The organism is Inquilinus ginsengisoli, from assembly GCF_031453975.1.
Lineage (GTDB): Bacteria > Pseudomonadota > Alphaproteobacteria > DSM-16000 > Inquilinaceae > Inquilinus > Inquilinus ginsengisoli_A.
Map to the genome: position 1 here is coordinate 219,670 of NZ_JAVDPW010000005.1, position 26,555 is coordinate 246,224.

31 protein-coding genes and 1 pseudogene are annotated in these 26,555 nt (G+C 69.0%); 14 read left to right on the plus strand and 18 right to left on the minus strand.

The features are described from left to right. Positions 1-14 precede the first annotated feature (14 nt). Entirely contained in the window at positions 15-911 is an 897-nt protein-coding gene (locus E9232_RS15530) for a fatty acid desaturase (protein ID WP_309795134.1), read from the plus strand. Between the two features lie 129 nt (positions 912-1,040). Here E9232_RS15530 and E9232_RS15535 read toward each other — a convergent pair whose 3' ends face one another. After that, positions 1,041-1,940: a LysR family transcriptional regulator gene (locus tag E9232_RS15535; protein WP_309795136.1), complete on the minus strand. Its 900-nt coding sequence runs from the start codon at positions 1,938-1,940 to the stop codon at positions 1,041-1,043. Positions 1,941-2,057: 117 nt separating this feature from the next. Here E9232_RS15535 and E9232_RS15540 point away from each other — a divergent pair, with 117 nt between their 5' ends. After that, positions 2,058-3,062 carry an aldo/keto reductase gene (locus E9232_RS15540; protein ID WP_309795138.1) on the plus strand — a complete coding sequence of 335 codons (1,005 nt, stop codon included), beginning with the start codon at positions 2,058-2,060 and terminating at the stop codon, positions 3,060-3,062. 227 nt (positions 3,063-3,289) lie between these two features. After that, positions 3,290-3,712, plus strand: a complete 423-nt coding sequence (locus E9232_RS15545) for a group III truncated hemoglobin (RefSeq protein WP_309795140.1) — start codon at positions 3,290-3,292, stop codon at positions 3,710-3,712. Positions 3,713-3,754: 42 nt separating this feature from the next. On the opposite strand, the gene E9232_RS15550 is transcribed toward E9232_RS15545, so the two are convergent. The 9 genes from E9232_RS15550 to E9232_RS15590 form a co-directional block, all read right to left on the minus strand. After that, positions 3,755-4,000, minus strand: coding sequence for a hypothetical protein (locus E9232_RS15550; protein WP_309795142.1), 246 nt, complete (start codon positions 3,998-4,000; stop codon positions 3,755-3,757). 112 nt (positions 4,001-4,112) lie between these two features. Continuing rightward, complete coding sequence (locus tag E9232_RS15555; protein ID WP_309795144.1) at positions 4,113-4,607, minus strand: hypothetical protein; 495 nt, start codon at positions 4,605-4,607, stop codon at positions 4,113-4,115. 209 nt (positions 4,608-4,816) lie between these two features. After that, positions 4,817-5,452, minus strand: coding sequence for a lysophospholipid acyltransferase family protein (locus E9232_RS15560; RefSeq protein WP_309795146.1), 636 nt, complete (start codon positions 5,450-5,452; stop codon positions 4,817-4,819). 12 nt (positions 5,453-5,464) lie between these two features. After that, positions 5,465-6,403 carry a phosphatidate cytidylyltransferase gene (locus E9232_RS15565; protein WP_309795148.1) on the minus strand — a complete coding sequence of 313 codons (939 nt, stop codon included), beginning with the start codon at positions 6,401-6,403 and terminating at the stop codon, positions 5,465-5,467. Then, positions 6,400-7,008: a CDP-alcohol phosphatidyltransferase family protein gene (locus E9232_RS15570; protein ID WP_309795149.1), complete on the minus strand. Its 609-nt coding sequence runs from the start codon at positions 7,006-7,008 to the stop codon at positions 6,400-6,402. Before E9232_RS15570 ends, E9232_RS15565 begins: the two co-directional genes overlap by 4 nt. Positions 7,009-7,320: 312 nt before the next feature. After that, positions 7,321-8,202, minus strand: a complete 882-nt coding sequence (locus tag E9232_RS15575; protein ID WP_309795151.1) for a lysozyme inhibitor LprI family protein — start codon at positions 8,200-8,202, stop codon at positions 7,321-7,323. 44 nt (positions 8,203-8,246) lie between these two features. Beyond that, positions 8,247-9,158 carry a lysozyme inhibitor LprI family protein gene (locus E9232_RS15580; RefSeq protein ID WP_309795153.1) on the minus strand — a complete coding sequence of 304 codons (912 nt, stop codon included), beginning with the start codon at positions 9,156-9,158 and terminating at the stop codon, positions 8,247-8,249. Between the two features lie 96 nt (positions 9,159-9,254). Next, positions 9,255-9,584 (minus strand): YnfA family protein, encoded by a 330-nt coding sequence (locus E9232_RS15585; RefSeq protein ID WP_309795155.1) that lies wholly within the window; start codon positions 9,582-9,584, stop codon positions 9,255-9,257. Then, positions 9,581-10,069, minus strand: a complete 489-nt coding sequence (locus E9232_RS15590; protein ID WP_309795157.1) for a CinA family protein — start codon at positions 10,067-10,069, stop codon at positions 9,581-9,583. The genes E9232_RS15585 and E9232_RS15590 overlap by 4 nt, the downstream gene beginning before the upstream one ends. A 241-nt stretch (positions 10,070-10,310) precedes the next feature. Here E9232_RS15590 and E9232_RS15595 point away from each other — a divergent pair, with 241 nt between their 5' ends. Genes E9232_RS15595 through E9232_RS15610 form a run of 4 tightly spaced genes read left to right on the plus strand, consistent with a single transcriptional unit; the run spans position 10,311 to position 13,261 of the window. Next, entirely contained in the window at positions 10,311-10,997 is a 687-nt protein-coding gene (locus tag E9232_RS15595; RefSeq protein WP_309795159.1) for a fumarylacetoacetate hydrolase family protein, read from the plus strand. After that, positions 10,997-11,569: a pyridoxamine 5'-phosphate oxidase family protein gene (locus tag E9232_RS15600; RefSeq protein ID WP_309795160.1), complete on the plus strand. Its 573-nt coding sequence runs from the start codon at positions 10,997-10,999 to the stop codon at positions 11,567-11,569. Before E9232_RS15595 ends, E9232_RS15600 begins: the two co-directional genes overlap by 1 nt. A gap of 22 nt (positions 11,570-11,591) precedes the next feature. Next, positions 11,592-12,761, plus strand: a complete 1,170-nt coding sequence (locus E9232_RS15605; RefSeq protein ID WP_309795161.1) for a GDSL-type esterase/lipase family protein — start codon at positions 11,592-11,594, stop codon at positions 12,759-12,761. Between the two features lie 14 nt (positions 12,762-12,775). Further along, positions 12,776-13,261 (plus strand): hypothetical protein, encoded by a 486-nt coding sequence (locus E9232_RS15610; protein ID WP_309795163.1) that lies wholly within the window; start codon positions 12,776-12,778, stop codon positions 13,259-13,261. Positions 13,262-13,288: 27 nt separating this feature from the next. On the opposite strand, the gene E9232_RS15615 is transcribed toward E9232_RS15610, so the two are convergent. Then, positions 13,289-13,639, minus strand: a complete 351-nt coding sequence (locus E9232_RS15615; protein WP_309795165.1) for a DUF4112 domain-containing protein — start codon at positions 13,637-13,639, stop codon at positions 13,289-13,291. Between the two features lie 226 nt (positions 13,640-13,865). Here E9232_RS15615 and E9232_RS15620 point away from each other — a divergent pair, with 226 nt between their 5' ends. The 3 genes from E9232_RS15620 (at position 13,866) to E9232_RS15630 (ending at position 15,693) form a co-directional block, all read left to right on the plus strand. Then, positions 13,866-14,924, plus strand: a complete 1,059-nt coding sequence (locus E9232_RS15620) for an acyltransferase family protein (protein ID WP_309795167.1) — start codon at positions 13,866-13,868, stop codon at positions 14,922-14,924. Positions 14,925-15,250: 326 nt separating this feature from the next. Continuing rightward, positions 15,251-15,418 carry a transporter substrate-binding domain-containing protein gene (locus E9232_RS15625; protein WP_309795169.1) on the plus strand — a complete coding sequence of 56 codons (168 nt, stop codon included), beginning with the start codon at positions 15,251-15,253 and terminating at the stop codon, positions 15,416-15,418. A gap of 11 nt (positions 15,419-15,429) precedes the next feature. After that, positions 15,430-15,693: an alpha/beta hydrolase fold domain-containing protein gene (locus E9232_RS15630; RefSeq protein ID WP_309795171.1), complete on the plus strand. Its 264-nt coding sequence runs from the start codon at positions 15,430-15,432 to the stop codon at positions 15,691-15,693. A gap of 113 nt (positions 15,694-15,806) precedes the next feature. Here the strand turns inward: E9232_RS15630 and E9232_RS15635 are convergent, their stop codons facing one another. From E9232_RS15635 to E9232_RS15645, 3 genes are all read right to left on the minus strand, one after another. Next, a complete protein-coding gene (locus E9232_RS15635) occupies positions 15,807-16,880 on the minus strand; it encodes an NAD(P)H-dependent flavin oxidoreductase (RefSeq protein WP_309795173.1) in 1,074 nt (357 codons plus the stop codon). Between the two features lie 37 nt (positions 16,881-16,917). Next, complete coding sequence (locus E9232_RS15640; RefSeq protein WP_309795175.1) at positions 16,918-17,631, minus strand: SDR family NAD(P)-dependent oxidoreductase; 714 nt, start codon at positions 17,629-17,631, stop codon at positions 16,918-16,920. 139 nt (positions 17,632-17,770) lie between these two features. After that, positions 17,771-18,211 carry a terminase large subunit gene (locus tag E9232_RS15645; protein ID WP_309795177.1) on the minus strand — a complete coding sequence of 147 codons (441 nt, stop codon included), beginning with the start codon at positions 18,209-18,211 and terminating at the stop codon, positions 17,771-17,773. A gap of 117 nt (positions 18,212-18,328) precedes the next feature. Here E9232_RS15645 and E9232_RS15650 point away from each other — a divergent pair, with 117 nt between their 5' ends. Together E9232_RS15650 and E9232_RS15655 are read left to right on the plus strand one after the other, a co-directional pair. Next, the gene (locus E9232_RS15650; protein WP_309795179.1) at positions 18,329-19,606 is read left to right on the plus strand and encodes a hypothetical protein; all 1,278 of its coding nucleotides are present in this window, start codon (positions 18,329-18,331) and stop codon (positions 19,604-19,606) included. Between the two features lie 191 nt (positions 19,607-19,797). Further along, the gene (locus E9232_RS15655) at positions 19,798-20,091 is read left to right on the plus strand and encodes a hypothetical protein (protein WP_309795181.1); all 294 of its coding nucleotides are present in this window, start codon (positions 19,798-19,800) and stop codon (positions 20,089-20,091) included. A gap of 35 nt (positions 20,092-20,126) precedes the next feature. Here E9232_RS15655 and E9232_RS15660 read toward each other — a convergent pair whose 3' ends face one another. Then, positions 20,127-20,894 (minus strand): ion transporter, encoded by a 768-nt coding sequence (locus E9232_RS15660; RefSeq protein ID WP_309795183.1) that lies wholly within the window; start codon positions 20,892-20,894, stop codon positions 20,127-20,129. Between the two features lie 232 nt (positions 20,895-21,126). Then, positions 21,127-21,861, minus strand: a complete 735-nt coding sequence (locus E9232_RS15665) for a hypothetical protein (RefSeq protein WP_309795185.1) — start codon at positions 21,859-21,861, stop codon at positions 21,127-21,129. 409 nt (positions 21,862-22,270) lie between these two features. Here E9232_RS15665 and E9232_RS15670 point away from each other — a divergent pair, with 409 nt between their 5' ends. Both E9232_RS15670 and E9232_RS15675 read left to right on the plus strand, forming a co-directional pair. Beyond that, on the plus strand, positions 22,271-22,663 hold the full coding sequence (locus tag E9232_RS15670; RefSeq protein WP_309795187.1) for an excalibur calcium-binding domain-containing protein: 393 nt from the start codon (positions 22,271-22,273) through the stop codon (positions 22,661-22,663). A 191-nt stretch (positions 22,664-22,854) separates the two neighbouring features. Next, the gene (locus tag E9232_RS15675) at positions 22,855-24,372 is read left to right on the plus strand and encodes a DNA sulfur modification protein DndB (protein WP_309795188.1); all 1,518 of its coding nucleotides are present in this window, start codon (positions 22,855-22,857) and stop codon (positions 24,370-24,372) included. A gap of 348 nt (positions 24,373-24,720) precedes the next feature. Here E9232_RS15675 and E9232_RS15680 read toward each other — a convergent pair whose 3' ends face one another. Beyond that, a complete protein-coding gene (locus E9232_RS15680; protein WP_309795190.1) occupies positions 24,721-25,689 on the minus strand; it encodes a peptide ABC transporter ATP-binding protein in 969 nt (322 codons plus the stop codon). Continuing rightward, positions 25,686-26,372, minus strand: a pseudogene (locus E9232_RS15685) (ABC transporter ATP-binding protein); the annotation flags it as partial. The gene E9232_RS15680 and the pseudogene E9232_RS15685, both read right to left, overlap by 4 nt. Positions 26,373-26,555: the final 183 nt, after the last annotated feature.

Genomic DNA, 26,555 nt, shown 5'->3' on the forward strand with positions numbered 1-26,555 from the left:
CGGCAGGATACGGCATGACCGACGCAGCCACGCGGCCGCTCCCGCCGGGGGCGTTGAAGGATCTGTCCCGGCGCTCCGACGCGCGCGGCCTGCAGGCGCTGGCCTGGCATCTCGGGCTGATCGCGCTCGGCGCCGCGTTGGTGCTGGCGGCGCGCGGCAGCCTCTGGCTGTGGCCGGCGATGGCGGTGCTGGGCGCCGCCGAGATCGCCCTGTTCAGCCCGCTGCACGAAACCACCCACCGCACGCCGTTCAAGTCGCTGTGGCTGAACCGGTTGGTGGGCTGGGTCGCCGGCTTCGTCCTGGTGCTGCCGCCGGAGGGCTTCCGGCTGTTCCACCTGGCGCATCACCGCCACACCCAGGACCCCGATCGCGACCCGGAGCTGATCGGCGCCGCGCCGCTGACCCGCGGGCGCTACCTGCTGATCCTGACCGGCCTGCCCTATTGGCGCGCCCAGGTCGCCGGGCTGGTGCGGACCGCGGCGGGCCGGGCCGACCTGCCGTGGATTCCGGCGCAGGACCGGCCGCGGGTGGTGGCCGAGGCGCGGCTGTACCTGTCGCTCTACGCGATCCTGGTGGCGGCCAGCCTGGCGACCGGCAGCGCCCTGGCGCTGATCCTGTGGGCCGGGCCGGTGCTGCTGGCCCAGCCGCTGCTGCGCTGGGTGCTGCTGGCCGAGCATTCCGGCTGCGTCCGCAGCAACGACCGCTGGGCCAACACCCGGACGACCCTGGCCGGCTTCGTACTGCGCGGCCTGTTCTGGAACGCCAGCTACCATGCCGAGCACCATCTGGTGCCGGGCGTGCCGTTCCACGCCCTGCCGCGCCTGCACGCCCTGGTCGCCGACCGGCTGCGGGCGGTGTCGCCGGGCTATCCGGCGGCGCATGGCGAGATCCGCCGGACTTTGGCTGGGTAGGGTTACAATTTAAATGTCATGCCACGGCTCGACCGCGGCATCCAGGGGCGGCCAGAGCGGCTCTCGACTGCCCCTGGATTGCCCGGTCAAGCCGGGCAATGACAACAAAAGTCCGAGTAGGTTGGGCTTTCACCGCCCTCGATCCGTCTTGATGAAATCCACGAACGCCCGCAGCGGCGCGGGCATGTGGGTGCGGCTGGGGTAGTAGAGGAAGGGGCCGGAGAAGCTCTGCCACCAATCCTCCATCACCGGCACCAGCGCGCCGCTGTCCAGCGCCGGCCGCACCACCTCCTCGAAGATGCACATCACGCCCAGCCCGGCGATGGCGGCGGCCAGCTCCAGATCGATCGTCGTCGCCACCAGCGGGCCGTCCGGGGTGATGCGGATGGTCTCGCCGTCGCGTTCGAACTCCCAGGACACGATCCGGCCGCTGGGGAAGCGGTGGCGGATGCAGGCGTGCTCCAGCAGGTCCCTGGGGTGAAGCGGCCGGCCCCGCGTGGCCAGGTAGGCCGGGGCGGCGGCGATGACGAAGCGCTGAATCCGCGGGCCGATCGGCACCGCGATCATGTCGCGCTCCAGCCGCTCCTCATAGCGGATGCCGGCATCGAAGCCGGCGGCCAGCACGTCGATGAAGGTGTCGTTGGCCGTCACCTCCAGGGTGATGCCGGGATGGGCGGCCAGGAAGCGGCAGGCGATCGGCGGCAGGATGTGGCGCGCCACGATCGATGGCACGTCCAGCCGCAGCGTCCCGGTCGCGCTGTCGCGGACGCTGCTCACCGCGTCCAGCGCGCCGGCGATCTCGCCCAGCGCCGGGGTCAGCCGCTCGATCAGCCGCTCCCCGGCCTCGGTCGGGGTGACGCTGCGCGTGGTGCGGTTCAGCAGGCGCACGCCCAGCCGCGCCTCCAGCCGCCGCAGCGCCTCGCTGAGCGAGGAGGCGGAGACGCCGCGCAGCGTGGCGGCGCCGCGGAAGCTGCGCGCCCGGGCGACGGCCACGAAGGCGTCGAGATCGGACAGGTCGGGGCTGGCCATTGTGCGTTTTCCCGAACGGCTTGTTTGTAATTGGTCGGATTATCGCACGGATGGCGGCGCCCCATAATAGGGACCGATGCAATGCGCCGCTGCCTGCGGCACCCAGGAGTTTCGACCATGCAGTATCGTCAGCTCGGCGCCACCGGCCCCCGCGTCTCGGCCCTCGGCCTCGGCGCCATGGGCATGTCCCACGGCGTGTACGGCTCGTCCGACCGGGCCGAGAGCATCGCCACCCTCCACGCCGCGCTCGACGCCGGGATCACCCTGATCGACACCGGCGACTTCTACGGCATGGGCCACAACGAGATGCTGATCGGCGAGGCGCTGCGGGCCAGTCCCAAGCGCGACGCCGCCGTGCTCAGCGTCAAGTTCGGCGGGATGCGCGACCCTGCCGGCGGCTGGGGCGGGTTCGACGGCCGTCCCGGGGCGGTGAAGAACTTCCTGGCCTATTCGCTGCAGCGGCTCGGCGTCGACCACATCGACATCTACCGCCCGGCCCGCCTCGACCCCAACGTGCCGATCGAGGACACGGTCGGCGCCATCGCCGACATGGTGGAGGCGGGCTATGTGCGCCACATCGGCCTGTCCGAGGTGGGGTCGGAGACGCTGCGCCGCGCCGCGGCGGTGCACCCCATCGTCGACCTGCAGATCGAATATTCGCTGATCTCGCGCGGCATCGAGGACGGCATCCTGGCCACCTGCCGCGAGCTCGGCATCGGCATCACCGCCTATGGCGTGCTGTCGCGCGGCCTGATCAGCGGCCACTGGCAGAAGGGCAGCACCGACCCGAAGGATTTTCGCAGCCACAGCCCGCGCTTCCAGGACGGCAATGTCGACCGCAACCTCGAGCTGGTCGAGGCACTGCGGACCATCGCGGCGGCCAAGGGCGTCAGCGTCGCCCAGATCGCCATCGCCTGGGTGTCGGCGCAGGGCGGGGACATCGTGCCACTGGTCGGCTCCCGCCGCCGCGACCAGCTGGCCGAAGCGCTGGGCGCGCTCGACGTCGCCCTGACGCCGGACGACCTGGCCCAGATCGAGCAGACGGTGCCCCGGAACGCCGCGGCGGGCGAACGCTACGCGCCGCACGGCATGGCCACCCTCGACAGCGAACGGCGGGGGTGATCGGCGGAAGCCATGGCACCCACACTCTTGGGCGTGCCGTGTCCCGTCGCCGCTCTCTTGAACGTCATTCCCGCGAAAGCGGGAATCTCCATCCGATTCAGAGCGTGACGAGATCCCCGCTTTCGCGGGGATGACGGGTGGGATAGGAGGCGGGGTCTGTCCCCTCACCCATGTCCGCGACCTTTGATCCGCTTGCCGTGGTCGGCGCCGTCGGGCCATATATCCCGATGGATATGACGGATGCCGATCCCATCGAGCCGATCGACGAGGCGATGATCGTCTCGCTGGTCCATGCCTTCTACGGCCGGGTGCGGCGCGACGCCGTGCTCGGCCCGGTCTTCGCCGGCGTGATCGGCGCCGACTGGGCGCCGCACCTCGCCAAGATGTGCGATTTCTGGTCGTCGGTGATGCTGCGCACCGCGCGCTACGGCGGCCGGCCGATGCAGGCCCATGCCGGCGTCCCGGCGCTGCAGCCGGAGCATTTCGCCCTTTGGCTGGAGCTGTTCCGCGCCACCGCGCGCGAGGTCTGCCCGCCGCGGGCGGCCGGGCGGTTCATCGCCCGGGCGGAGAAGATCGCCGAAAGCCTGCGGCTCGGCATCATGTTCCAGCGCGGCATCCTGCCGGACATCCCGGCGCGCCGCGCCGGCTGATGCCCGCCGCAGCGGGATCGCGAAAACCGGGATTGAGCGGGATCAGCGGCGGCTGGCGATCGAGGCCAGGACGAAGCCGGCGCCGATGGCGGCCACGGCGCCGACCGCGGTGACGATGGTCAGCGCAATCGACAGGTCGCTGCCGGGCGGGCCGAACAGCGCTACCAGGCTGACGCCCAGCCCCGCGGCCGAGATGCCGCCGACCGTCAGCAGCGACCGCAGGTCGGAGGACTTCTCCGATGCCGGCGCCACGCCGTCCGTGTGGTCTTCGATCCGCGACAGGGCCATGGTTCTCTCCAAACATGGGCGATCCGGCTGAGCCGGATCTCCGCGGCGGCAGCGTCAATTACGTCCGATGTTTCTTCTTGTTCAGGGAAAATAGGGCGGCCGGGGCCCGGCGTCATCCCCCGACATGCATCCAGTAGTTCACGTAGAACGCAGACCAGCCCAGCGCGGCGATCATCAGCCGCACCCGCACCGGCTGCATCCAGCCCGGCATCGCCGGGGTCAGCCGGCGCAGGATCGCCCCGGCGGCGGCCAGGGACGCGAAGCGCGGCAGCCGCACCAGCGGGGTGATCAGCGCCAGCTCCCAGAGCGGGATGCCCAGGCCCGGGGCGCTGGCGGCGGCGATCTTGTAGGGAATGCCGGTCAGGCTGGCCAGGATCAGGGTGCCGACCAGCGCCGCGGGCGAATCCGCCTGCGCCATCATGGCCTGCAGCCGGGCGATCATGGCGGGCGAGATTGCCGGTACGCGCTCGACCACGGCCAGCGCCGTCTCGGGGGCCCAGGTTGCGAACAGCGCCAGCGCCGTGCCGCCGACCACCGCCCCGGCGGCCGCGGCCACGGCGGCGCGCAGCCCCGCCCGCCAGCCCCGGGCCAGGGCGATCAGCGACACCGGCACGTCCGGCACCACGAAGAACAGGCAGGCCTCAGCGATACCCCACAGAAAGGCGAGGGCCGTAAGAGATCGTCTGAAAACGCGCTGGCGTGAGTCGGCTGGAGGTGGTCCCGAGAACCGGCGCGCAGCGGACGTTGGGTCCGTGAGCACCGGAAGCAGAGGAACCGCCTTCAGACGGCCGCGCCGGCGTGTTTGCAGGCGATCTCTCACTCCCATTCCGGGAACCTCGTGCCCTCCACCAGCTTCGCCATGGCGGCCTCCAGCCCGGCGACGAAGGCGTCGGTGTCCTCCGGCCGCTCGGCCAGCGGCAGGCCGACGAAGGCGTCGCAGAAGAACGGCACCGGCAGGAAGGCGCCGCGCGGCAGCACCTTGCCGAGGCCGTGCAAGTAGACCGGGATGATCGGCACCTCCGGCCGCCGCGCCGCCAGATGGCAGATGCCCTTCTTGAAGTGCTGCAGCTTTTCCGGCTCGCCGCGCGACCCCTCCGGAAACAGGATCAGGATGTCCCCGCGGTCCAGCGCCTCGACGCAGCCGGTCAGCGGGTCCTCGCCGCGCTCCCGCGCATGGCGGTCGAAGGGCAGGATGCCCATGCAGTTGATCGAGAACCAGGCCATCGCCCGGCTGCTCAGGAAATAGTCGGCCGCCGCCACGGGGCGCACCTTGTGCAGGATCCGGCTGGGGAACAGCGAGGTCAGGGCCACGGTGTCGGCATGGCTGTTGTGGTTGGCGACGATGATCGCCGGGCCCGCCATCGGCAGCCGCTCCGGGTTCCGCACATGCAGCCCCACGAACAGCAGCATCGCCGGTTTGGTCACCAGCCAGTGGAACAGGAGGCGCCACATGCTGCCCGGGCCCTAGTAGTAGAAGTAGCGCATGAAGTGGAAGAACAGCGGCGCGGCGAAGATCAGGCTGTCCACCCGGTCCAGGACGCCGCCATGGCCGGGGATCAGCGTGCCGGTGTCCTTGATGCCGATGTCGCGCTTGACCGCGGAGACGGTGAGGTCGCCGAAGAAGCCGCTGATCGCCATCAGCGCCCCGACCCACAGCGCCATCGGCCAGGACAGGGGCGCCAGCAGCGGGCCGATCAGCCCGGCGACGATGGTGGTGGTGACCAGGCCGCCGACGAAGCCCTCCACCGTCTTGTTGGGGCTGACCGAGGGCGCGATCTTGTGCCGGCCGAAGATGCGGCCCCAGACATACTGCGCCACGTCGTTGCCCTGGGTCAGGATCAGCAGCAGCAGCAGCAGCCCGGCGCCGCCCGGGCCCTTGGTCCCGGCCTCGGGCAGCACGAAGAGATAGGCGACATGGCCGATGGCGAAGACGCACAGCATCAGGCCCCAATGCAGGGTGCCCAGCGCGCGCAGGAAGCCGGCGACCTCGCCGCGCAGCACCATCATCGCCGGCACCACCATGAACAGGTAGACCGGCACCCAGATGATGAAGAAGCCGTACTGCTCCTGCGCGATCCACCACCATTGGGTCGGGATGGCGAGATAGGCGACCAGCAGCACGCCGCGGTCGGCCCGCCGCGTCGGCACCACCGACAGGTATTCCTTGAGCGCGAGGTAGCTGACCACCGCCAGCACCACCAGCACCGCGATCGGGTTCAGCACCAGGGCGATGGCGCCGGCGATCACGATCACCCACCACGACCGGATGCGCAGCCGCAGCTCGCTCCAGTCCTTATCGGGCTTGCTGCGGCGCAGGAACAGCACGGCGGCCTCGGCCACCACCAGCACGATGCCCAGCGCCGCGAGGGTCCAGGCGACGGTCGGGTCGACGGTCAGGGTCATGCGCCGATCTCCGCCAGGGCCGCGCGCATGCGGTTGAGGATGGTCAGCACCGCCAGCAGCAGCAGGGCGCCCAGCACCAGCGGCATCCACAGCGCCGGGGCCAGGACCTGGAAGAAGGCCGCGACGGCGAGGATCGAGAAGGCCAAGGCGCGGTCGGACTTGCCGAACGGCCCGTCATAGCGCCGGCTGGCGCCGATGCTGCGCGCGGCCACGCCCGTGGCCTCGCCGATCACCGCCAGCAGCACGGTCACCACCACCAGCCAGGGCGGCGCCGGCAGCAGCAGGGCCAGCGGCAGATACAGCGCCGCATCCGACACCATGTCGCCGACCTCGTTCAAGAGCGCGCCCAGCGGCGTGGGCTTGAAGAACTCGCGCGCGAGCATGCCGTCGATCGCGTTCAGCGCCATGCGCAGCAGCAGGAAGGGCGGGTACAGCAGCAGCAGCCAGGACCAGCCGGTGGCGGCGGTGACCAGGCCCAGCAGCACCGACAGGCCGGCGGCGGCCAGGGTCACGGTGTTGGCGCTGACGCCGCGCTGCGCCAGCCGGGCAGCGGTGGGGCGCAGCAGCGCCTGGAATCGTGGCTTGATGTCGTAGAGCGATGGCATGGAACCCCCCGCACCATCCTATCCGCTGGAAAGCGGGCGGCATCAAGGCGATACCGCCAGCCCGCATTTCTCACCCTCCCTACGCCCTGCGTCGTCTTGCGGCGAGTCGGATGCGGGGGCGGGACGCGAAAAGCGTATCAGGCCATACGGTTGAGCGGCCCGCCCCCGCAAGGCGACCCGAAGGGCCGGTTGAAAATGCCGACGTGGTGCGTCGAACGGCTGGCCCGATGCCACCGCATCGCGCTGCGCCGCTCTCCTGCCCCGTCGGCATTTTGAACCGGCGCAGGACGTAGGGAGGGTGAGAAATGCGGGCTACTTCCGGCTGCCGTCGCTGGTGGGGTCGGCCGCGGGATAGCCCGTATCCGTCAGGCAGGCGCGCAGCCAGGGCTGGTCGTCCTCCGCCCCTCCCGCCTCGGCATCGATCTTGGCCAGGGCCGGCGGCGCGGCCGACGCGCCGGCCTCGCCGGCCTTGGGCTGCAGGTTCCAGCGTGCCCCCGAATCCGAGGTGTCGTCCGCATCCGGGCAGGCGGAATCGTCTCCATTTCCGCCGACGGAGCAGGTCGCGACGGTCTTCGGCTTGCCGTCGACGACATCGGCGACGGTCCGCGTCTCATAGACGGCATAGGTCGCCCAGTCCTCGCTCACGCTGCAGACCCGGTTGTTGTTCTGGTAGCTCCGGGTTCCGAAGCAGCCGTAGCTGTCCGCCCAGGACTCGCGGCTGCCCGGCAGGAATTCGCAGCCGGTCGCGAAACCGGCGAAGGCGCCGCCGGTGAACCGGGCCGTGAACTGGCGCTGCTGCAGCGCCCTGGCGACCAGGTCGAACTGTTTCGGATCGGCGGCGGATTTTTTCCCCAGATCCTCGGTGCGGCTGCGAATGGCGTTCAGCAGCTTCCCGCGCCAGGGGTTTTCGTCGCCCCAGTGCTCGTCCTTGGGATCGGCGAAGGCTTCGTCGCGGGCGGCCAGCCAGCGCTTCTGGCTGGCGACCAGCATGGCGTGGACCTCGGCGTCGCCGTCGGCGGCCTTCAGGATCTGCCCATAGGCCTGGCCCAGCGCCGCGTCCGCCGCCTTCAGGCTTTGGGAGTCGCAGATGCCGTGCTCGATGGCGGTCGAGGCCTTGCGGCAGTCGATGGCATGGGCGGGCGTGGCGAGGGCGGCCAGCGTGGCGGCGGCGAGCAGCAGGGATTTCATCGGCATGGCGGGGCCTCGGATCGGCGGACGCGGGATGGCGATGGCAGGCGTCACGGCCGCTTGCCGCTGCCGTCGCTGGTGGGATCGGCCGAGGGGTAGCTGCTGTCCGTCAGGCAGGCGTGCAGCCAGGGCTCGTCGTCCTTGGTTCCCGCCGGCTCGCCCTCGACCATCGACCCCGCCGCGTCGGCGTCGAGCTTGCTCAGGTCCGGCGGCAGGGTCGACGGGCCGGCATCGTCGATCTTGGGCTGCAGGTTCCAACGGGCCTTGGTGTCGGAATCGTTGGATGCGTCCGGACAGGTGGAATCGCTGTCGCCGTCGACGTCGCAGGTGGCGATGGGCGTCAGCTTGCCGTCCACGAGCCTGTCGATCGACCGGGTCTGGTACTGCCGGTACGTGGCCCAGTCCTCGCCCACGCTGCAGACCCGGTCGTTGTTGCGGTAGTAGCGGGTGGAGAAGCAGTCGTAATGGTCGGCCCAGGATGCGGGCGTGTCCGGGAAGAAGTCGCAGCGGGTCTCGAAGCCGGCGAAGCTGCCGCCGCTGAGCCGGGCGGCGAACTGGCGCTGCGCCTGGGCCCGCTCGATCAGATCGAACTGCTTCGGATCGGTGGTGGAGCGCCGTGCCAGGGCATTGGTGCGGCTGCGGATGGCGTCCAGCAGCCTGCCGCGCCATGGGGTGTCGTCGGTCCAGTGCTCGTCCTTGGGATCGGCGAAGGTTTCGTCCCGGGCGGCCAGCCAGCGCTTCTGGCTGGCGACCAGCATGGCGTGGATCTCGGCGTCGCCGGCGGCGGCCTTCACGATCTGGCCATAGGCCTGGCCCAGGGCGGCATCGGCCGCCTTCAGGCCCTTGTCGCCGCAGATGCCGTGCTCGACGGCGGTCGCGGCCTTGCTGCAGTCGATGGCATGGGCGGGGGAGGCAAGGGCCGCGAGCGTGGCGGTGGCCAGCAACAGGGATTTCAGCGACATGGATGAGCCTCGGATCGGCGGGCGGGGAGGGGTCGGGGAAATCTTTCCTGACAGATCGCCCCGAAAGTGGGCGGCATCATGGCGGAAGCGCGACGGTCACACGGTGAGGCGCCGCCCGAACAGGATGATCCCCGCGCCGCCCAGGCACAGCGCGGCGCCGGCCAGGTCGAAGCGGTCGGGCCGGCTGCCCTCCACCGCCCACAGCCAGCCCAGCGACGCCGCGATGTAGATCCCGCCATAGGCGGCATAGGCACGGCCGGCGAAGGCGGCATCGATGCGGGTCAGCAGCAGCGCGAAGACGATCAGGCTGGCGGTGCCGGGCAGTGTCCACCACGCGCTCCGGCCCAGCCGCAGCCAGGCCCAGAAGGCGAAGCAGCCGGCGATCTCGGCCAGGGCCGCGGCGGCGAAGGCGGGCAGGGCGGTCACGGCTGGGCCCGCAGCCCGTCCACCAGCAGGCCCAGCAGGGCCTGGGCGAAGTCCCGCATGTTCTCCGCCCGGTCGCCATGGCCGGTGGCGACGATGGCGGTGCGGGTCACCGGGCCGCAGATGGCGACGCAGCTGTGGCCGGCGGGGTCGCCGTAGCGGTTGCCGGTCGGTCCCGCCGCCCCGGTCTCGGCGATGCCCCAGGTCGCCTGGAAGCGGTCCCGCACGGTGCGGGCCAGCAGCGCGGCATAGGGCTCGGTCGAGGGGCGCAGGCCGGCCATCTCGTCGAGGCCGATTCCCAGCAGCGCCTGCCGGGCCGCCGCGGTGTAGACCACGGCGCCGCCCTGGAAATAGGCGCTGGCGCCGGGCAGGGCCAGCAGCGCCGCCGACACCAGCCCGCCGGCGGAGGATTCGGCGACGGCGATGGTCTGCTGCCGCGCGACCAGCAGCTGCGCGGCGGCCGCGGCGGTGGTGTCGATCGTCGTCATTCCGGCCCTCGGATGCTCTGCCTGCCGCCGAGTGTAGTGGGGCGGGCGCGGATCACAACCGGCACGCGGACGCATCCGACACCCCTCGCGATATGCCGGCCATATGGCAGGCTTCCGCCCCGCATATCGCCCGCCGGAATTGTGGGCGGACGAGGCGCCACGGCGTGATTCCGGGTTTGACAAGCGCGGGCGTGGCCGCGCAGCCTCGCCCCGAACTCCGCCCCCGCACAGGGATCTTCCCATGCCGACCGTCATCGCCCCGCCGCCGCAGGTCCTGGTTCCCGTCCTCGGCAGCGACGCCAGCTTCCCCGTCGGCCGCATCTTTTGCGTCGGCCGCAACTACGCCGCCCATGCCCGCGAGATGGGGCACGACCCCGACCGGGAGCCGCCGTTTTTCTTCGCCAAATGGGCCGACACGGTGGTGCCCAGCGGCAGCACCATCCCCTATCCCGTGGCGACCAAGGATTTGCACCACGAGATCGAGCTGGTGGTGGCGATCGGCACCGGCGGCACCGACATCGCGGCCGACCGCGCGCTGGGCCATGTCTGGGGCTATGGCGTCGGGCTCGACATGACCCGCCGCGACATCCAGGGCGAGGCCAAGAAGCTGGCGCGGCCCTGGACCATGGCGAAGTCGTTCGACCAGTCGGCGCCGCTCTCGGCGCTGCGCCCGGCGGCGGAGATCGGGCATCCGGCCAAGGGCGCGATCTGGCTGAAGATCAACGGTGAGAACCGCCAGGTCGGCGACCTCGCCGACCAGATCTGGGCGGTGCCCGACGTGATCGCGCATCTGTCGCGGCTGGTCGAGCTGCGCCCCGGCGACCTGATCATGACCGGCACGCCCGACGGCGTCGGCCCGGTCAAGGCCGGCGACAAGCTCGAAGGCCATGTCGACGGCGTCGGCGAGCTGACGGTGACCTACCGCTGATGGATGACGACCTCGCCGCGGCGCTGGCCGATGCCTGGGCCCGGCTCGGCCGCGCCACCGGCGAACGCCGCCGCACCACCGGCCGCGTCGCTCTCGCCAGCGTGAACGTGCGCGGCGGGCCGGCGCTGCGCACGGTGGTGCTGCGCTCGGCCGACCCCGCGGCGCGGCGGCTCGAGATCCACACCGACCGCCGCTCGGCCAAGGTGGCGGAGATCGCGGCCGACCCGGCTGTGGCGCTGCTGCTGTACGAGGCGGCGGATGAGGTCCAGCTCCGGGTCGAAGGCCGGGCCGCGCTGCTGCCGCTGGGGCCTGCGCTCGACGCCGCCTGGGCGGCAACGCCGGGGCCGATCCGCGCCGCCTATCGCATGCCGGGTCCGCCCGGCACCGCGATCGCCGACCCCGCCCTGCCGCCGCCTGCGACCGACGTATCCGAGGCGGGGCGCGAGAACTTCGCGGTGATCGTGCTGGCGGTCGACCGCATCGACTGGGTCCGCCTGGTCCCCGGCGCCGACCGCCGCGCCCTGTTCGACTGGACCGGCGGCGCGCTACAGGCTAGTTGGCTGATCCCCTAGCGGCTCAACTCCAGGCATCGCCATGACCCAGGACTGGACCACCGCCCCGATCGGCGCGGATATCCTGCGCGGCGCGGCGGAGCTGGAGGACACCGGCCGGGGCGTGCTGCCGCACCGGCTGCCGGCCTGGGCCCGGGCGCAATGCGCCGACCCGCAGCTGGCGATGGTGGAAGCCCAGCCCTCCGGGGTGCGCCTGGCGTTCCGCACCCAGGCCACCGCGATCGAACTCGACACCCTGCCCACCAAGCGGGTCTATGTTGGCGCGCCGCCCCGCCCGGACGGGGTGTACGATTTGCTGGTCGACGGCGTCCTCGCCGGCCAGGCCAGCGTCGCGGGCGGCACCGTCCTCCGCATCGACATGGCCGCCGGCTCGATCACCACCGAACCCGGCCCCGCCGGCACGGTGCGCTTCGCCGGCCTGCCGGGTGGCGCCAAGGACATCGAGCTCTGGCTGCCGTACAACGAGAGCGCGGAGCTGATCGCCCTGCGCACCGACGCGCCGGTGCAGGCGGCCGCCGCCCGCGGCCGCAAGGTCTGGCTGCACCATGGCAGCTCGATCAGCCACGGCTCCGACGCCGCCAGCCCGACCGGCACCTGGCCGGCGGTCGCAGCCAGGCTCGGCGGTGTCGACCTGGTCAATCTCGGGCTGGGCGGCAGCGCGCTGCTCGATCCGTTCACCGCCCGCACCATGCGGGACACGCCGGCCGACCGCATCAGCCTCAAGCTCGGCATCAACGTGGTCAACATGGACCTGATGCGCCTGCGGGCGTTCGGCCCGGCGGTCCACGGCTTCCTCGACACCATCCGCGACGGCCATCCCGCGACGCCGCTGCTGGTGGTGTCGCCCATCCTGTGCCCGATCCACGAGGACACGCCCGGGCCGACTAGCTTCGATTTCGCGGCCCTGAGCGCCGGGACGGTGCGGTTCCGGGCAGCCGGCGATGCGGCCGACCGCGACAGCGGCAAGCTGACCCTGGCCGTCATCCGCGACGAGCTGGCCCGGATCGTCGCGCAGCGGGCGCCGCAGGACGCGAACCTGCATTACCTCGATGGGCGAGAGCTCTACGGCGAGGCGGACCACGCCGAGCTGCCGCTGCCCGACGACCTCCACCCCGATGCCGCCGCCCACCGCCGCATCGGCGAGCGCTTCGCCAGTCGGGTGTTCTCCGCGGCCGGCCTATTCGGGGCGTGATGGCGGGGCGGGTGATGAAAAATAAAGGGAAAATAGGATCTGCCGCCGTGATTGGGGCGATCGGCCTGGTGGCGGCGCTCTCTATATTCTTGTCTTCGAGACTCAGCGACGCCGACCGCGCCATGACTGGAAAGCTGCTGCAGTCCATGGACAAGGTCGCGACATTTGAGGGCGTGAACTCGGAGCCTTGGGACGTCGTGTGCTATCTGGATCCCTACGACATGCCCGCCAGACGGATGCAGGTCTATCTTCCCGAGGGTGGCCGCGATTTGAGCTTCACACCGAGCGGATCGGCCATGGGCGAAGAAGAAGGCGGTCTGGTCTTCGTGAACAGGGCGACGAAAGTCGCCCGGGTCTTTGTGATCGAACACACGGGAATACACAGGATCGAAGGCCCGCGTTGCCTTGAGCGGCCGCAGGCCTACTTCGCTGTAGACCGGATCGATGCCCTCAATGCCTCCTACACCCAACTGAAGCTCGTCGCAGGGCAGAAAATATAGGGGTTCTTCTATCGAAGCGGCCGCCTGCTATCCCCGGATGGCCTGACGTTCCAGATGCCGGCGCAGCAGGCGGGTGTTGCGGCGGTTGGCCTTCAGCCAGACGTCCAGCAGGTCGCCCAGCACCGGGATGGCGCCGGCCGCCACGTCCAGCAGCACGTTGCCGGCCATCAGCGCCAGGATGTGGTTCGGCGCGCCCAGCCGACGGGCGCGCAGGATGATGGTGGCCGAGATCAGGCCGCCGGCGATGTCGCCCAAGCCCGGCACCAACCCGATGATCGCGTCCAGCCCGAAGCGCCAGCCGATCACCGGAATGCGCCAGCGGCCGTCCAGCAGCGTGGCCAGGCGGTCGAGGCGGTCGAGTTCGGCGGCATGGTCCAAGGCACATCCTCGAGCGAGATCGATCCGCACGGCGAAAGCCGGACGGGTCGATGACATGGGTGGATCCGGCGCGATTGTCGAATCGCATCGGCGTGTGGCCCTGCGCCGGCGTCTCCGCGCCAGGCATGTCGCATTCCGCGGGCGCAGCCCCGGGCCGGCCCCCGTCGATTGCTTTCCGTCATCCGTATGTCATTATGGGTCGACGACGCATTTTCATGGTCCATTCATGCTCCCGACCCGTATTAATAAACTTCAGGGTATTCAGATCTTGCGGGGCATGGCCGCCAGCATGATCGTGTTACTGCATTGCATCTATGTGGCGTACAGCCGGATGACCCCACCCGACGAGGTCTCGGCTCGTGCCGGTCTATTTCTCGGGATCGGCGTCGACATATTCTTCGTCATCAGCGGTTTCATCATGATGATGATCAATGACGAGCGGGATGACGGCGCAGGGCGGTTCTTGATCAACCGCATCTGCCGGATTGCGCCGAACTACTGGTTCTACACTTTTGCCTTGGCGGTCGTCGGGGCGTTGTATCCTTCGATGCTGCGAGCCGTCGATGTGAATGTCGAGACGGTCCTGAAGTCGCTGTTCTTCATTCCGTTCATCCGTCCCAACGGCGAATTGCAGCCGCTGCTTGGCGTCGGCTGGACGCTGAACTACGAAATGTTCTTCTACCTGCTGTTCGCCGTCCTGATCGGGATGTCGGGACTGAGGCGCACCTTCGCCATGGTGCTGGCCTTCGCGGCGCTCTCTGCCCTGTCGCTGGCGGCCGATCAGGGGACGGCGTTCAGATCCTTCTTCGGCAACACCATCGTGTTCACCTTCGCCGGCGGGATGGCGCTGCACCTGGTGTTCCGGAAATGGGGGCGGCCGCGCCCATCATTCGCGGTCGTCGCCCTGGCCGGGGCCGCCGCGATGCTTGGGCCGATGCTCGGCGCGTGGAACCCGCCATGGGAGACCCGGTTCCTCTTGTGGGGCATCCCGTCGATGCTCATCGTCTACGCGACCCTTGGCCTGGCGCCATCAGGGCATGCCGTCGCGAGAGCCCTGGAACGGCTGGGCGACGCCTCGTACACGCTCTATCTCAGCCACACCTTCGTCGCCACCGCGGTGTTCGTCGCCTGGCAGCATCTCGGCCCCGTGCTGCCGGCCGTGTTCATCCCGGTGGCTTTCGCGGTGTCGGTCGCGGTGGCGCTGGTCGCCCACAGGGTCGTGGAGATCCCGCTGACGCACACCGCCAGATGGGCATTCGAAGCCCGCAGACGCCGGCCGGCCTGAGAGACCGTCTGCAGTTCCGATGCCGCCGGGCGCCTGTCGCCTGAAGCCTCCGTGTGCGGCACCGGTTGACCCCTGGCGCCGTCCCGCCGCCAGACCATCGCCGCCAGACCATCGCCGGCAGGGCAGCGAACAGGGCCAGGTTCAGGTGCTTGAAGGCATCGTCGACCGGCACCGGCTGTGACGAGAATTTGGCGATCTCCGTCTCGGCGGCCGGGTTCACATACAGCCACTGGCCGTGGATGCCGAGGGCGAAGAAGGCGCCGTCGGCGGTGCCGGCCTGGTACCATTTGTTGCGATAGCGCCCCTGCGGCAGCCAGTCGGCGAAATTGCCGTCCCGCCAGGCCGCGGCATCGCCGCCCGACCCTGCCGGCCAGGCCGTCGGCATCGGCTTCCGCAAGGACAGCCCGCTGGTCGCGCCGGCCAATGTCCAACTGGCGGCGATGAAGGCGAATGGGCGCTACCAGGCGCTGGTCACGAAGTGGTTCGGTTCGTAAGGGACTGTTCGATGCACCCGCCGGCGGCGCCTTGGAGACCGTTTGGGACCGTGCCGGCGCCAGCGTTGGTGATCACGGCGGAGAACGACCCGCTGCGCGACAAGGACGAGGCCTATGTCCGCAAGCTGAAGGCGGCGGGGGTGGAGGTCGCCGCGGTGCGCTACAACGGCACGATCCACGACTTCGTGCTGCTGAACGCGCTGCGCCATGTGCCCTCGACCGAGGCGGCGATCGCGCAGGCCAGCGAGGGGATTCGCGAGCACCTAGCGCCGTAACCCATGACGGCACGGCGGGGCCGCCCGCCGTGCCGCCTGACCCAGAGCGGGTGGACTGACGGCTGTCCGTGCCAGCCGATCGAAACCGAACGGCCATGGCAATCGCCCCGGGCTCAGCGCGGCCGTGCTGCCGCGCCGGCCTCCTCGGCCAACCGCCGTGTCAGTTCCCCCGCTGGAAGATCGCGCCCGAGATGGGCGCCCTGGCCGCACCACAGGGCGGTGAAGTCGTCCGATCCGCGCGGCTCCGACTGGGAGCGCAGCGGGGCGAGCGCGGCGCCGGCGAGCGGGAAGTCGGGCGGGTCGACGGGCCGGGCGCCGAGTTCGCGCACCAGCCGGTTGGCGACGACCCGGGCCGGCCGGCCGCTGAACAGCCTGGTCACCGCGGTCCTGCCGCGGGACGCCTTCAGGGCCTGCCGATGCAGCGGCGCCAGGCTGGCCTCGGGGCAAAACAGATAGGCCGTGCCGACCTGCGCCGCCGAAGCCCCCTGGGCCAGGGCGGCAGCGACCCCGCGGCCATCCGCGATCCCGCCGGCCGCGATCACCGGCACCGCCACGGCGTCGACGATCTGCGGAACCAGCGCCAGGGTGCCGAGCTGGGTTCCGACGTCGTCGGACAGGAACATGGCGCGATGCCCCCCGGCCTCCCACCCCTGGGCGATGATCGCATCGCAGCCGTTGCGTTCCAGCCAGACGGCCTCTTCCACCGTGGTCGCGGATGAGATGATCCGGGCGCCGCTCCGCTTCACGCGCGCGCACAGCCCGGCGTCCGGCAGCCCGAAATGGAAGCTCACCACCTCGGGCTTCAGGGATGCCACCAGGTCGCAATGCGCGGCGCCGAAGGGCTCGAGGGGCATGGCGGGTGCCGGCATCCCGGGGTCGAGGCCGAACTCGGCATAGTACGGGGCGAGGAGCTGCCGCCACGCGGCCTCGCGGGCGGCATCGACGACGGGCGGGGCGTGGCAGAAGAAGTTGAGGCCGACCGGCCTGGACGTGCGCTGCAGGATGGCGCCGAACTCCGCCCGGATCTGTGCCATGGTCAAGGTGGCGCAGGGCAGCGAGCCGAGCCCGCCGGCCTCCGAGACGGCGGTGACCATCGCGGCGGTGACCGCCCCGGCCATCGGTGCCTGGACGATCGGCAGATCGATGCCGAACAGGTCGAGGATGCGGCGATCCGGCCAGGTGGTCATGCTCTCGGCTCCATGGCGGTCGACATCGGTCCCGCGCTCACCATCGGCCGGCATGGGCGCCGCCGTCGACATGCAATGTCTCCCCGGTCACGAAGGCCGCGGTATCGAGGTACATCACCGCCTCGACGATCTCCTCGATCGTGCCCATGCGGCCGAGGGGATGGAGCGTGGCGAGGAAACCATGCGCCTCGGGCCGATGCATCGGCGTATCGATGGCGCCCGGCGAGACCGCGTTGACCCGGATGCCCCGGCCCGCATACTCGATGGCCAGCGACCGGGTGACCGCATCGATCCCGCCCTTGGTCAGGGCGGCCAGGGCCGCGGGAACGGCGGTCATCGGCTGGCCGACCAGCATCGTCGTGATGGTGACGATGTGGCCGCTGCCCTGGCGCAGCATGGCGGCCGCGGCCAGCTGCGACACATGGAAGAAGCCCGCGAGGTTCACCGCCACCACCGAGGCGAAGTCGGCCGCGGTGTAGTCGAGGAACGGCTTGGGCAGGAAGAGGCCGGCATTGTTCACCAGCGTGTCGATGCGGCCGAAGCCCGCGATCGCCGCGTCGACGATGCGGCGGGCGGTGTCGGGGTCGGCCACGTCCCCTGCGACCGTCAGGACGTCCTCCGAGGCCGCCGGCCCGATGGTCCGGGAATTGGCGACGATGCGATAGCCGCGCTTCCGGAACCCGGCGGCCAGGCCGGCGCCGATCCCCTGCGATGCGCCGGTGACCACGGCGACTTTGCGATCGGCGTCCATGGGTGCTGTCCTCGTTGATGGGCCGGCCCCGAACCCTGCGCCGGCCGGGCCAGGATGGGGGGCGCGCGCTACCGGAGCGTTACGGAGCCGGGGATAAACGGCGACGAACGCAATGTGCCCTTCGCCCGCGCGGCCGCGGTCACACCCAGCTTAGCGAGGTGTCGTAGGTGCCGCCGTTGCGCTGGCCTTCGAGGGCATAGCGCAGGGCGTCGATGGCGTGGTTCTCGCGGTCCTCCAGCAGCGGCTGGATCTCGCCGGTCTTCGGGTCGGTCCGGTAGCTGTACAGCGACAGTTCGTCGATCAGGTGGCGGCAGCGCGGATGCACCACGATGTCGTGGTTCTTGAGGAATTCGATCCCTTCCTCGACCGATCCCGCGCCCTTCTTCGCCGGCCGCAGATTGCCGAAGCCGTGGCGCCGCATGTAGGAGATGGTCTCCGGCCGGGCGCTGTCGGCGGTGATCGGCCAGCGCCGCGACCCCGGCACGGTGTCGAACAGGGCCGGCGTGCGGTCGATCTCGCAGCCCACGCGCCAGGCCTCGTGGTCGACATGGAGGATCCGGCCGACGACGAAGCAGCGCACCAGGCCGCTCCTCCCCGACCCGACAAACCGCAGGCTTGTCAACACCCGTTCGGATGACGCGCGCCGTCGCCGGATGTGATGACCTTGAGAGACATCAACCTGTCCGGGAGACCCGAAATGCCGAACCTCCGCCCGAGGTCATGCCTTGTCGCGCCCCTCTTCGCGCTCGGCCTGCTCCTGCCCGCCGCGCCGCCGGCGCAGGCGGCCCTCCGTCAGGCCGTGGTGATCAACGGGTCGGTGGTCGACCGCATCACCTGGTCGGATGTGTACGGCCGGCCGCGCAGCGTCTCGCTCAAGCGCGAGGGCGCCCCCAACACCGGCCATGGCGGCTACGCCGTGCAGATGACCTATCAATACGTCTACAACGGCGTGGTGACGACCAAGACGATCAACCCGACCAGCGCCGGGGACGGCTTCGGCTATTTCGTCGGGCATGAGCGCTATCGGAAATTCACCGACGGCGACTCCGCCCCGATCGCGAACAAGATCTTCGGAGTCGACGATTCGCCGCTCGGGCTCGGCTTTCCCGTGACCAGCCGGCTGGTGCCGACCACGTCCAACCGCGTCATCATGGAATTCAAGCTGACCTACCCGAAATACGGCACCATCGCGGCCAACGGGTTCAACGACGACACCGGCGAGGACAGCCCGCCGCTGGGCACCAACCCGGCGCTGTTCAAGCGCTACGACCTGCCGGTGACCATCACCTGGTACTTCCAGGACGGCACCAACTGGCCGCGGATCGTGACCCAGGTCAGCCTGGCGCCGGTGCCGGGCCCGGACCGGGTCAGCTTCGATGTGCGCGGGCCCTACGGCAAGATGAACTTCGAGGGCGGCAACGCGCCCGTCTCCTGGGTGCATTGGGGCGACCGCTACGTCTTCGTGCCCGCCACGGCGCCGCTGACGCGCAACACGGGCTGGACCTGGACCCGGGTGAACCCCGGCGCGCGCTTCAACGCCCTGATGATCGGCGGCTTCGAGATGGGGCTGTTCGAGCCGACGCCCTACGCCACCTCCGCCATCCGCGACGGCTATTCCGAGGCGCGGGGCAAGACCTCGGCGACCTTCAATGGCGGCCACGGGTGCCCGTTCCAGGCCCAGAAGCTGCCCTGCGACTACGAATGGCCGTACCAGTCGTCGCAGTACGAGCTGCCCTACAACAACCCGCTCGGCACCACCAATTCGGAGAAGATGGCCTGGGGGTCGGCGCCCTATTACGGCATGAGCCTGCCGGCGGTGTATGACGGCGTCCAGTCCGTCCCGTTCGTCGGCTTCCCCGCCAACAAGGTGATCGAGTACCAGGTCTGCCTCGTCCTGGGGCTGCAGGCGTCCGGCGGGCTGACCTACGCCGCCGCGTCGCACTCGCCGGCCACCTATGGCTGCGCCGCGCGGTAAGGGGCGGGGCGCCATGGGGAGGCGTCGCGGCATCGGACCTGCTTCGGTCTTCATGCCGACGGGCCCAGCCGCCCTCATGGCGCCGACAATTGTCCCGATCCACAGTTGTTCAAGGAAGTGATGCAATATCCGATGCTGCATATACCAATATCAGGAAACGATTGACTGGCGGCCCTGTAACGGAGGTTCAGATGACCAGGTTGCCCATCTTGGCTTTTGCCATTTTCTCGGTAGTTGCGGCATGCCAGGCCAATGCCGATGTGAAGCCGGTGGCGAATGCGCCGCTCACTCCCCAGCAAAAGGAGTTCGTCGGCGCGTTTCAGGCGCTGAAGGCCAAGCACGGCACCGCCGCGGACCGCTTTCAGCTGGCGGATTTCAGCGACGCCGCCGCTTTGACGCGGAGCGTCTCCGGCCCGTCCACGATCTGGGAATGCCATATCGACGACGACCATCTGGTGCAATGCACGCACGAGCACCCGCAGTAGCAAGGCGTTGTGCGGGGCCTGTCGCCGCGGTCCCCTCAATCATGGGGCGTCGCCGGGGGCGGCTCCCGCTCCTCGGCGGCGGCTTCCTTGGCCCGGATCGCGCTCAGCGCCGATGCCACCAGCCCGGTCGGGATGGCGATGATGCCCAGCGCCACGAACAGCATCAGCACGGTGAAGATCCGGCCCACGGCCGTCACCGGATAGATGTCGCCATAGCCGACCGTGGTCAGCGTGACGGCGGCCCACCACATCGCATCGAAGATCGACCCGAAGGCCTCGGGCTGGGCGTCATGCTCGAACTGGAAGATGACGAGCGCGCAGACATAGAGGACGATCATCGCCACCATGCCGAAGACGATGACCTCCTCCTTCACCACGCGCCAGGCGGCGGCGAGGCGGTCGATGGCGCTGGTGTAGCGGGCCAGCTTCAGCAGCCGGGCGAGGCGCACCAGCCGCAGCGCCCGGATGGCGCGGAGGTCGATGCCGGCGCCGATGAAGACCAGGCCGAGATAGAAGGGGGCGATCGCCAGCAGGTCGACGATGCCGAAGAAGCTCCTGGCATAGGCGCCCGGGGCGGGGGCGGTGACGAGGCGCAGGACGTATTCGGTGGTGAACACCGCGACGACCACGATCTCCGAGACGGACAGCGCCGTCGCGGCCCAGCCGGGAAGGTGGGGCAGGGTCTCGATCCCCATCGACAGGGCGGAATAGAGGATCAGGGCGTGGAGGAACAGCTCGACCCGATGCCCCAGCCCGGGGTGGCGGCCGTCGAGGGCCGTCCGCACATGCTTCCTCCAGTCCATGATCCCCCTCCGGATGGGCGGCCCGGACGCGAGTGCTCCCTCCCGCCCAGCGGATCGAAGCCCAGCAGAACTGCGCCGCCATGGCAATTGCTGTCGGCGCGCGAACGCCGAAGCGGCGGTTCCGGGCCGTCACTGTCCGGAACCGCCGCGGGCCGGCCTCCGCCGGGGGAGGCGGACGCCGGTCCGGCGCGCTGTCACCATCGGCCCGGGCCAGGCCCGGGCGCGCGGCGGTTCAGCTCTTGTCGCGCAGGGTCATGGTCATCGACACGGCCGTCTGGTCCGCCACCGTGTAGGCCAGCGGGCCGCTGCCGTCGTCCTCGCTGTCCGAGATGACGGCGAACACCGTCGGCTTGGTGTCGGGATCCGGGTTGATGCCGAGCTCCATATAGCGTTCGTCGCCGCCATAGGTCAGGCACACGCCCATGTCGTTGCCGTAGGTCGAGCCGACATGGACCTGCTGGCCGGGGTCCAGCGCGTAGGACCCCGACGTGGTGTTGCCGTTGAAGATCAGCTGCATGTCGTCGAAATTGGGATCGCGGTCGATATCGATGCTGGCCTTGGCCTTGTTGACCATCAGCACGGTGTTCTTGAAGTCGTCCTTGCCCTTGTCGCGGAAGGCGATGGTCATCGAATCCGGGGTCTGGTCCGTCACGGCGTAGCGCAGCGGGCCGTTCCCGTCCGCCTCGTCGTCGGTGATGACGCTGTAGACCTTCGGCGCGTCGTCGGGGTCGCCGCCCATGCCCAGCTCCATGAAGCGGCCATCGCCGCCATAGGTCAGGATCACGCCCATGTCGTTGACATAGGTCGAGCCGACATGGACCTGCTTGCCCGGCGCCAGCGTGTAGGTGGCGTTGGTCTCCACCCCGTCGAAGATCAGCACCATGTCGTCGAAATCGGGATGCTTGTCGATCGCGATCGGGCCGGCGGCCCCGTTCACCATCAGGACGGTGTTGTCGAAATTCGCCATAACCAATTCTCCATGAAAATATGCATGGTCTTCGCGGAGTATGCAGTCGAAATTATTGAAAGTGTCGAATCAATAGGATCGATACAATAGAGCTTCACTATGGTTGGATGGTTCCCGCGTGTCAATTGCGCGCTGTAATTCAATCATATGTCGATTCAATTGTCCGTAATTTCTGAAAATGCCGGGCGTAATGATCGCATCTTGTCGACCGGGCCGGTCATCGCGCGGCCATCCGATGGCGTTCAGGCGAATTGCCGTGGCACATTGCGGGGGCGGTGCATGAATTGCGCGGCCTTCGAACGTGACAGGAAGGGACCTTGGTTCGCACCGGATGTCCTGGGACGTGCACCGTCTCCGCAATCGCCACGGCAAACGGCCTGTGGGGCCAGGCCCGACCGGCGCGACGTTGATGCGCGATCCTGAAGTCGAGGCGCGAAAGCTGAAGCTGCGGTTCCGGGCCGCCACCGCCCGGATCGAGCGCGCGCAGCGCCGACGATCGATCGCCCACCATCTGCTGCGGGCAGTGCCGGTGCTGGTCGTGACACTCGGCCTGGTGGTCGGCGGCTTCATGGCAAGCCCCTGGGCGCCCGTGGCCACCGTCCGGCACCTGCTGGCGTTTCCGAACTGCGCCTCGGCGCGCCTGGTCGGCCTGGCGCCGGCGCGCCGAGGCGAGCCGGGCTACTACTCGCGGCACGACCGCGACGACGATGGCGTGGCCTGTGAACCGCTGATCCGGTGGTCGAATTCCGGAGCATCTTTCGGCGACGAAGGGCGCCGCGCCGCCAGCGCTTTAACGCCATAGAGCCTAGCCATAGGCATCGGTAAGCGCTCCTGGAAATATCGCCAAAACGGCGATGTTAAACGCGCCTGGCGGGATTTATCGCGATTCAATATCGGATATATAAATCCTGTATTGCGCCTGGTTAGTTGATATGCCATGTTTCGGGCAGATTAACGAAGCGAGCCGCATCGGTTTATCAGAAGGACAATCCAATGCCGAACGATCTGAATCCGCTTTCCACTGAAACCGAAGAGACGGGCCGACGCTTCAAGCTCGGCGAGCTGAAGGGGCTGGGCGGGCGCACGGAGTTCAATGCTCCCGTGCTGATGGGCTTCAATATGGGCAACCGCACCCTGGCGCTGACGATCACCATGGAACAGTTCCGCGAGTACTCGGACGTCGCCAACGAGGCTCGCATCGTCGAGATGGGTGACGACCGCTCCGACATCGCTCAGCGCCCCCTGGACGAGAAGCACGCCCGCTCGATCGCCCTCTACATGCTCCGCGGCCTGTTGGCGGCGGTGCGGCAGAACTGGCAAGATGAAGATCGCCATATTCCGGATGATCTGGGCGATATCCTGAGTGAGCTTGGCGAAGGACCTTACCAGGGCCTCCAGCCCTTCACGGGCAACATCCGCAAGTGCTTGCCCGGCGGCGAGGACCTGGTCCTCATCGAGAAGAGCGATGGCAAGCTCGTGCTCTCTCTTCGGCAAGGTCAGATCATCTATGTCATCGACGGTCAGCATCGGCGCTATGCCTACGAGTTGCTGATGAATTGGCTCCGCGAACTGATCGCCACGCGCCGCTATTCCTCCAAGAGGCGCGGCGGGCTCTATATCCCGGAAGGGAACGAAGACATGCAGATGACGACCGCCGAGGTCGATATCTGGATCGCAGCGGCCGAGCTCGCTCGGTCGCACTTCACCGTCGACGTTACGGTGCATCTCGGCCTGAAACCGGACCAGGAAAAGCAGCTGTTCCACGATCTTAACAACCTGGGTAAGAAGCCTGACGCAGCCCTGGCCCAGGCTTTCGATCAGGCCAATCCGATCAGCGTCTTCATCCGCAAGAATTTGGAGGACACCGGGGTCCTAGGCGCTCAGTTGAAGATCGCCGACGCTGGCTCGAAAAAAGGCGCCAAGAAGAACGACGACCCTGCCGCCGTGATCTATCGAGATGACTTGGTCAGCACCAACGCGTTGCTCTTCGCCGGCGCCACCAATCAGGCGGGAATCTCGACTTCAGCGGTTAACCCGTCCACCGATTACGGCATCCGGTTCTGGAAAGCTGTGGCTAGTCAGCCCCACTTCGGGGAGCCGAACTGGGAAGATAAAACGCTTCTGGCGGAGCCGGTGATGCTAAAGGCCCTGGCGCAGCTGGCCTACACGTTTCACGGCTCGCGCGAGCGGAATCATGAGCAGCGCGACAGGTTCCTGGAGGATATCGAGGCCGGCAAAATCGACTTCTCCCCCAGCAATACGATGTGGGAGCTGTACCTGAAGGATGATGCCGGACGGGCCGAGGTCGACGCGACCCTTGACGACTATTTGACCCCGGATGCGGGCCGTAAGCCCTACGCTGTGAAGCGCGACGGTAGGCTCGACTTTGCCAGCAATACCCGCGATATCGCCCGCTACCTCGGTGACCTCATGAGATGGCATCTGAAGTACGAGCCACGGCCGGGCCTGGCGACTCTGAAAGCCAAGCTGGCCAACCAGGGAAAACTCTAACTATACCGCTTCGGCAGCACCGAGGTGGACTCGAATCCGCCGAGACGGGGAGGGCGGCCACCCTCCCCGTCTCATCTATCAACCGCTCATCTATAGGAGACATGATGGTTTGGCTGACCATCCGGACATTACCGGATCGCCGCGTTTGGCGGCGATCCGCAACACCACCTTCAGGCACCGGAGGTGGGGGCGAGCCAACGAATGTTGGCTCGCCCTTTTTATACCCTGCTTTGGGGACGATGAGGAGAGGCGCCGGCTTCTGGATGGCGCCCGCCACACTCAACGCGGCGCTGCACGCCGCGCGATGACGGGGAGGGGGCGGCCCTTCCGCCTCCGGCTCCCGCCCCCCTAATTCACCATCTCCGCGTGATGGCACGCCACATCCCGGCCATCCACCGGCCGCAGTTCCGGCCGTTCCACGCTGCACACATCCGTCGCGAAGGGGCACCGCCTGTGGAAGGCGCAGCCCGGCGGCGGGTTCATCGGCGAGGGCAGTTCTCCCGACAGCACCACCCGCTCCGCCCGCTTGGTCGGGTCGACGAACGGGGTCGAGGCCAAGAGCGCCCTGGTGTAGGGGTGGCGCGGATGGCGGAAGATCGCCTCCTTGGTGCCGTGCTCCACCGGCCGGCCGAGATACATCACCACCAGGTCGTCGGCGATGTGCTCCACCACCGACAGGCCATGGCTGATGAACAGATAGGCCAGGCCGAACTCGTCCTGCAGGTCCATCAGCAGGTTCAGCACCTGGGCCTGGATCGAGACGTCCAGCGCCGAGACCGGCTCGTCCGCCACCACCACCTTGGGCCGCAGCATCAGGGCGCGGGCGATGGCCACGCGCTGGCGCTGGCCGCCCGAGAACATGTGGGGATAGCGGTCGTAATGCTCCGGCCGCAGGCCCACCTTCGACAGCATCGCCTCGGCCGCCTGCCGCCGCTCCGACCGCGTCAGGCTGGTGTTGATCTTGAGCGGCTCCTCCAGGATGGTGCCGATCTTCTTGCGCGGGTTCAGCGACCCGTAGGGGTCCTGGAACACGATCTGCACCGCGCTGCGCAGGCGGCGGCGCTGGCCGGCATCCGCGGTCGCGACCGGGATGCCGTCGATGGTCAGGTCGCCCTCGCTGGGCTGCTCGATCATGGTCACGACGCGGGCGAGGGTCGACTTGCCGCAGCCGGATTCGCCCACCACCGCCAGGGTCTTGCCCGGCTCCAGCGTGAACGACATGTCGCTCACCGCCCGCAGGATCTTCGCCGGCTTGAAGGGCGAGGTCTTGACCTCGTAGAAGCGGCTGAGGTGCCGCGCTTCGACCACCGCGGTCATGCGCGGATCTCCTCGAGGGGCTTGGCGATGGGATTGAAGCAGCGGGTCCGCCCGTCCATGTCCGGCACGATCTCGGGGTGCTGGCCGCGGCAGCGGTCCAGCACGTTGCGGCAGCGCGGGTTGAACAGGCAGCCCTGCGGCCGGTCATAGGGGCCCGGCACCACGCCGGGGATGGTCGGCAGCCGGCGGTGGCCGGTGCTGCGCTCCGGCAGCGCCTCCAAGAGGGCGCCGGTGTAGGGGTGGCGCGGCCGGGTGAACAGGCTGTCGACCATGCGCTCCTCGACCAGCTCGCCGGCATACATCACGTTGACCCGCTGCGCCGTTTCGGCCACCACGCCCATGTCGTGGGTGATCAGCACCAGGGCCATGCCCTGGTCGCGCTGCAACGTCGCCAGCAGGTCCAGGATCTGGGCCTGGATGGTGACGTCCAGCGCCGTGGTCGGCTCGTCGGCGATCAGGAGCTTGGGCTTGCAGGCGATCGCCATCGCGATCATCACCCGCTGGTTCATGCCGCCCGACAGCTGGTGCGGGAAGCTGTCGACCCGGGTCTCCGGCGCCGGGATGCCGACCTGGCCGAGCAGCTGCACGGTGCGGTCGCGGCGGGTGCGCCGGCTGCCGCCCTCATGCACCTTCAGCGTCTCCATGATCTGGAAGCCGACGGTGAAGCAGGGGTTCAGGCTGGTTGGGGCCGGCGCGGCAGCGCCGGCCCGTAGCTCAGAGGCGATGGCCGCGTTAGGCTGAGCAGAATTTCCAGGAAGTGCGGCGGGCTCGATCGATCTACCAGCCATGCCAGTCGGAGAACGATTTCGAGCTTAAAGCAGTCCATGCTATTTAACCATATCGTACTCTGTATCTCATCGGGCGAG

Coding starts and splice junctions, on each gene's coding strand:
- E9232_RS15530 (WP_309795134.1), top strand. CDS start 15: ATGACCGACGCAGCCACGCGGCCGCTCCCGCCGGGGGCGTTGAAGGAT.
- E9232_RS15535 (WP_309795136.1), bottom strand. CDS start 1,940: ATGGCCAGCCCCGACCTGTCCGATCTCGACGCCTTCGTGGCCGTCGCC.
- E9232_RS15540 (WP_309795138.1), top strand. CDS start 2,058: ATGCAGTATCGTCAGCTCGGCGCCACCGGCCCCCGCGTCTCGGCCCTC.
- E9232_RS15545 (WP_309795140.1), top strand. CDS start 3,290: ATGGATATGACGGATGCCGATCCCATCGAGCCGATCGACGAGGCGATG.
- E9232_RS15550 (WP_309795142.1), bottom strand. CDS start 4,000: ATGGCCCTGTCGCGGATCGAAGACCACACGGACGGCGTGGCGCCGGCA.
- E9232_RS15560 (WP_309795146.1), bottom strand. CDS start 5,452: ATGTGGCGCCTCCTGTTCCACTGGCTGGTGACCAAACCGGCGATGCTG.
- E9232_RS15565 (WP_309795148.1), bottom strand. CDS start 6,403: ATGACCCTGACCGTCGACCCGACCGTCGCCTGGACCCTCGCGGCGCTG.
- E9232_RS15570 (WP_309795149.1), bottom strand. CDS start 7,008: ATGCCATCGCTCTACGACATCAAGCCACGATTCCAGGCGCTGCTGCGC.
- E9232_RS15575 (WP_309795151.1), bottom strand. CDS start 8,202: ATGCCGATGAAATCCCTGCTGCTCGCCGCCGCCACGCTGGCCGCCCTC.
- E9232_RS15580 (WP_309795153.1), bottom strand. CDS start 9,158: ATGTCGCTGAAATCCCTGTTGCTGGCCACCGCCACGCTCGCGGCCCTT.
- E9232_RS15590 (WP_309795157.1), bottom strand. CDS start 10,069: ATGACGACGATCGACACCACCGCCGCGGCCGCCGCGCAGCTGCTGGTC.
- E9232_RS15595 (WP_309795159.1), top strand. CDS start 10,311: ATGCCGACCGTCATCGCCCCGCCGCCGCAGGTCCTGGTTCCCGTCCTC.
- E9232_RS15600 (WP_309795160.1), top strand. CDS start 10,997: ATGGATGACGACCTCGCCGCGGCGCTGGCCGATGCCTGGGCCCGGCTC.
- E9232_RS15605 (WP_309795161.1), top strand. CDS start 11,592: ATGACCCAGGACTGGACCACCGCCCCGATCGGCGCGGATATCCTGCGC.
- E9232_RS15610 (WP_309795163.1), top strand. CDS start 12,776: ATGAAAAATAAAGGGAAAATAGGATCTGCCGCCGTGATTGGGGCGATC.
- E9232_RS15620 (WP_309795167.1), top strand. CDS start 13,866: ATGCTCCCGACCCGTATTAATAAACTTCAGGGTATTCAGATCTTGCGG.
- E9232_RS15630 (WP_309795171.1), top strand. CDS start 15,430: ATGCACCCGCCGGCGGCGCCTTGGAGACCGTTTGGGACCGTGCCGGCG.
- E9232_RS15635 (WP_309795173.1), bottom strand. CDS start 16,880: ATGACCACCTGGCCGGATCGCCGCATCCTCGACCTGTTCGGCATCGAT.
- E9232_RS15640 (WP_309795175.1), bottom strand. CDS start 17,631: ATGGACGCCGATCGCAAAGTCGCCGTGGTCACCGGCGCATCGCAGGGG.
- E9232_RS15650 (WP_309795179.1), top strand. CDS start 18,329: ATGCCGAACCTCCGCCCGAGGTCATGCCTTGTCGCGCCCCTCTTCGCG.
- E9232_RS15655 (WP_309795181.1), top strand. CDS start 19,798: ATGACCAGGTTGCCCATCTTGGCTTTTGCCATTTTCTCGGTAGTTGCG.
- E9232_RS15660 (WP_309795183.1), bottom strand. CDS start 20,894: ATGGACTGGAGGAAGCATGTGCGGACGGCCCTCGACGGCCGCCACCCC.
- E9232_RS15665 (WP_309795185.1), bottom strand. CDS start 21,861: ATGGCGAATTTCGACAACACCGTCCTGATGGTGAACGGGGCCGCCGGC.
- E9232_RS15670 (WP_309795187.1), top strand. CDS start 22,271: ATGCGCGATCCTGAAGTCGAGGCGCGAAAGCTGAAGCTGCGGTTCCGG.
- E9232_RS15675 (WP_309795188.1), top strand. CDS start 22,855: ATGCCGAACGATCTGAATCCGCTTTCCACTGAAACCGAAGAGACGGGC.
- E9232_RS15680 (WP_309795190.1), bottom strand. CDS start 25,689: ATGACCGCGGTGGTCGAAGCGCGGCACCTCAGCCGCTTCTACGAGGTC.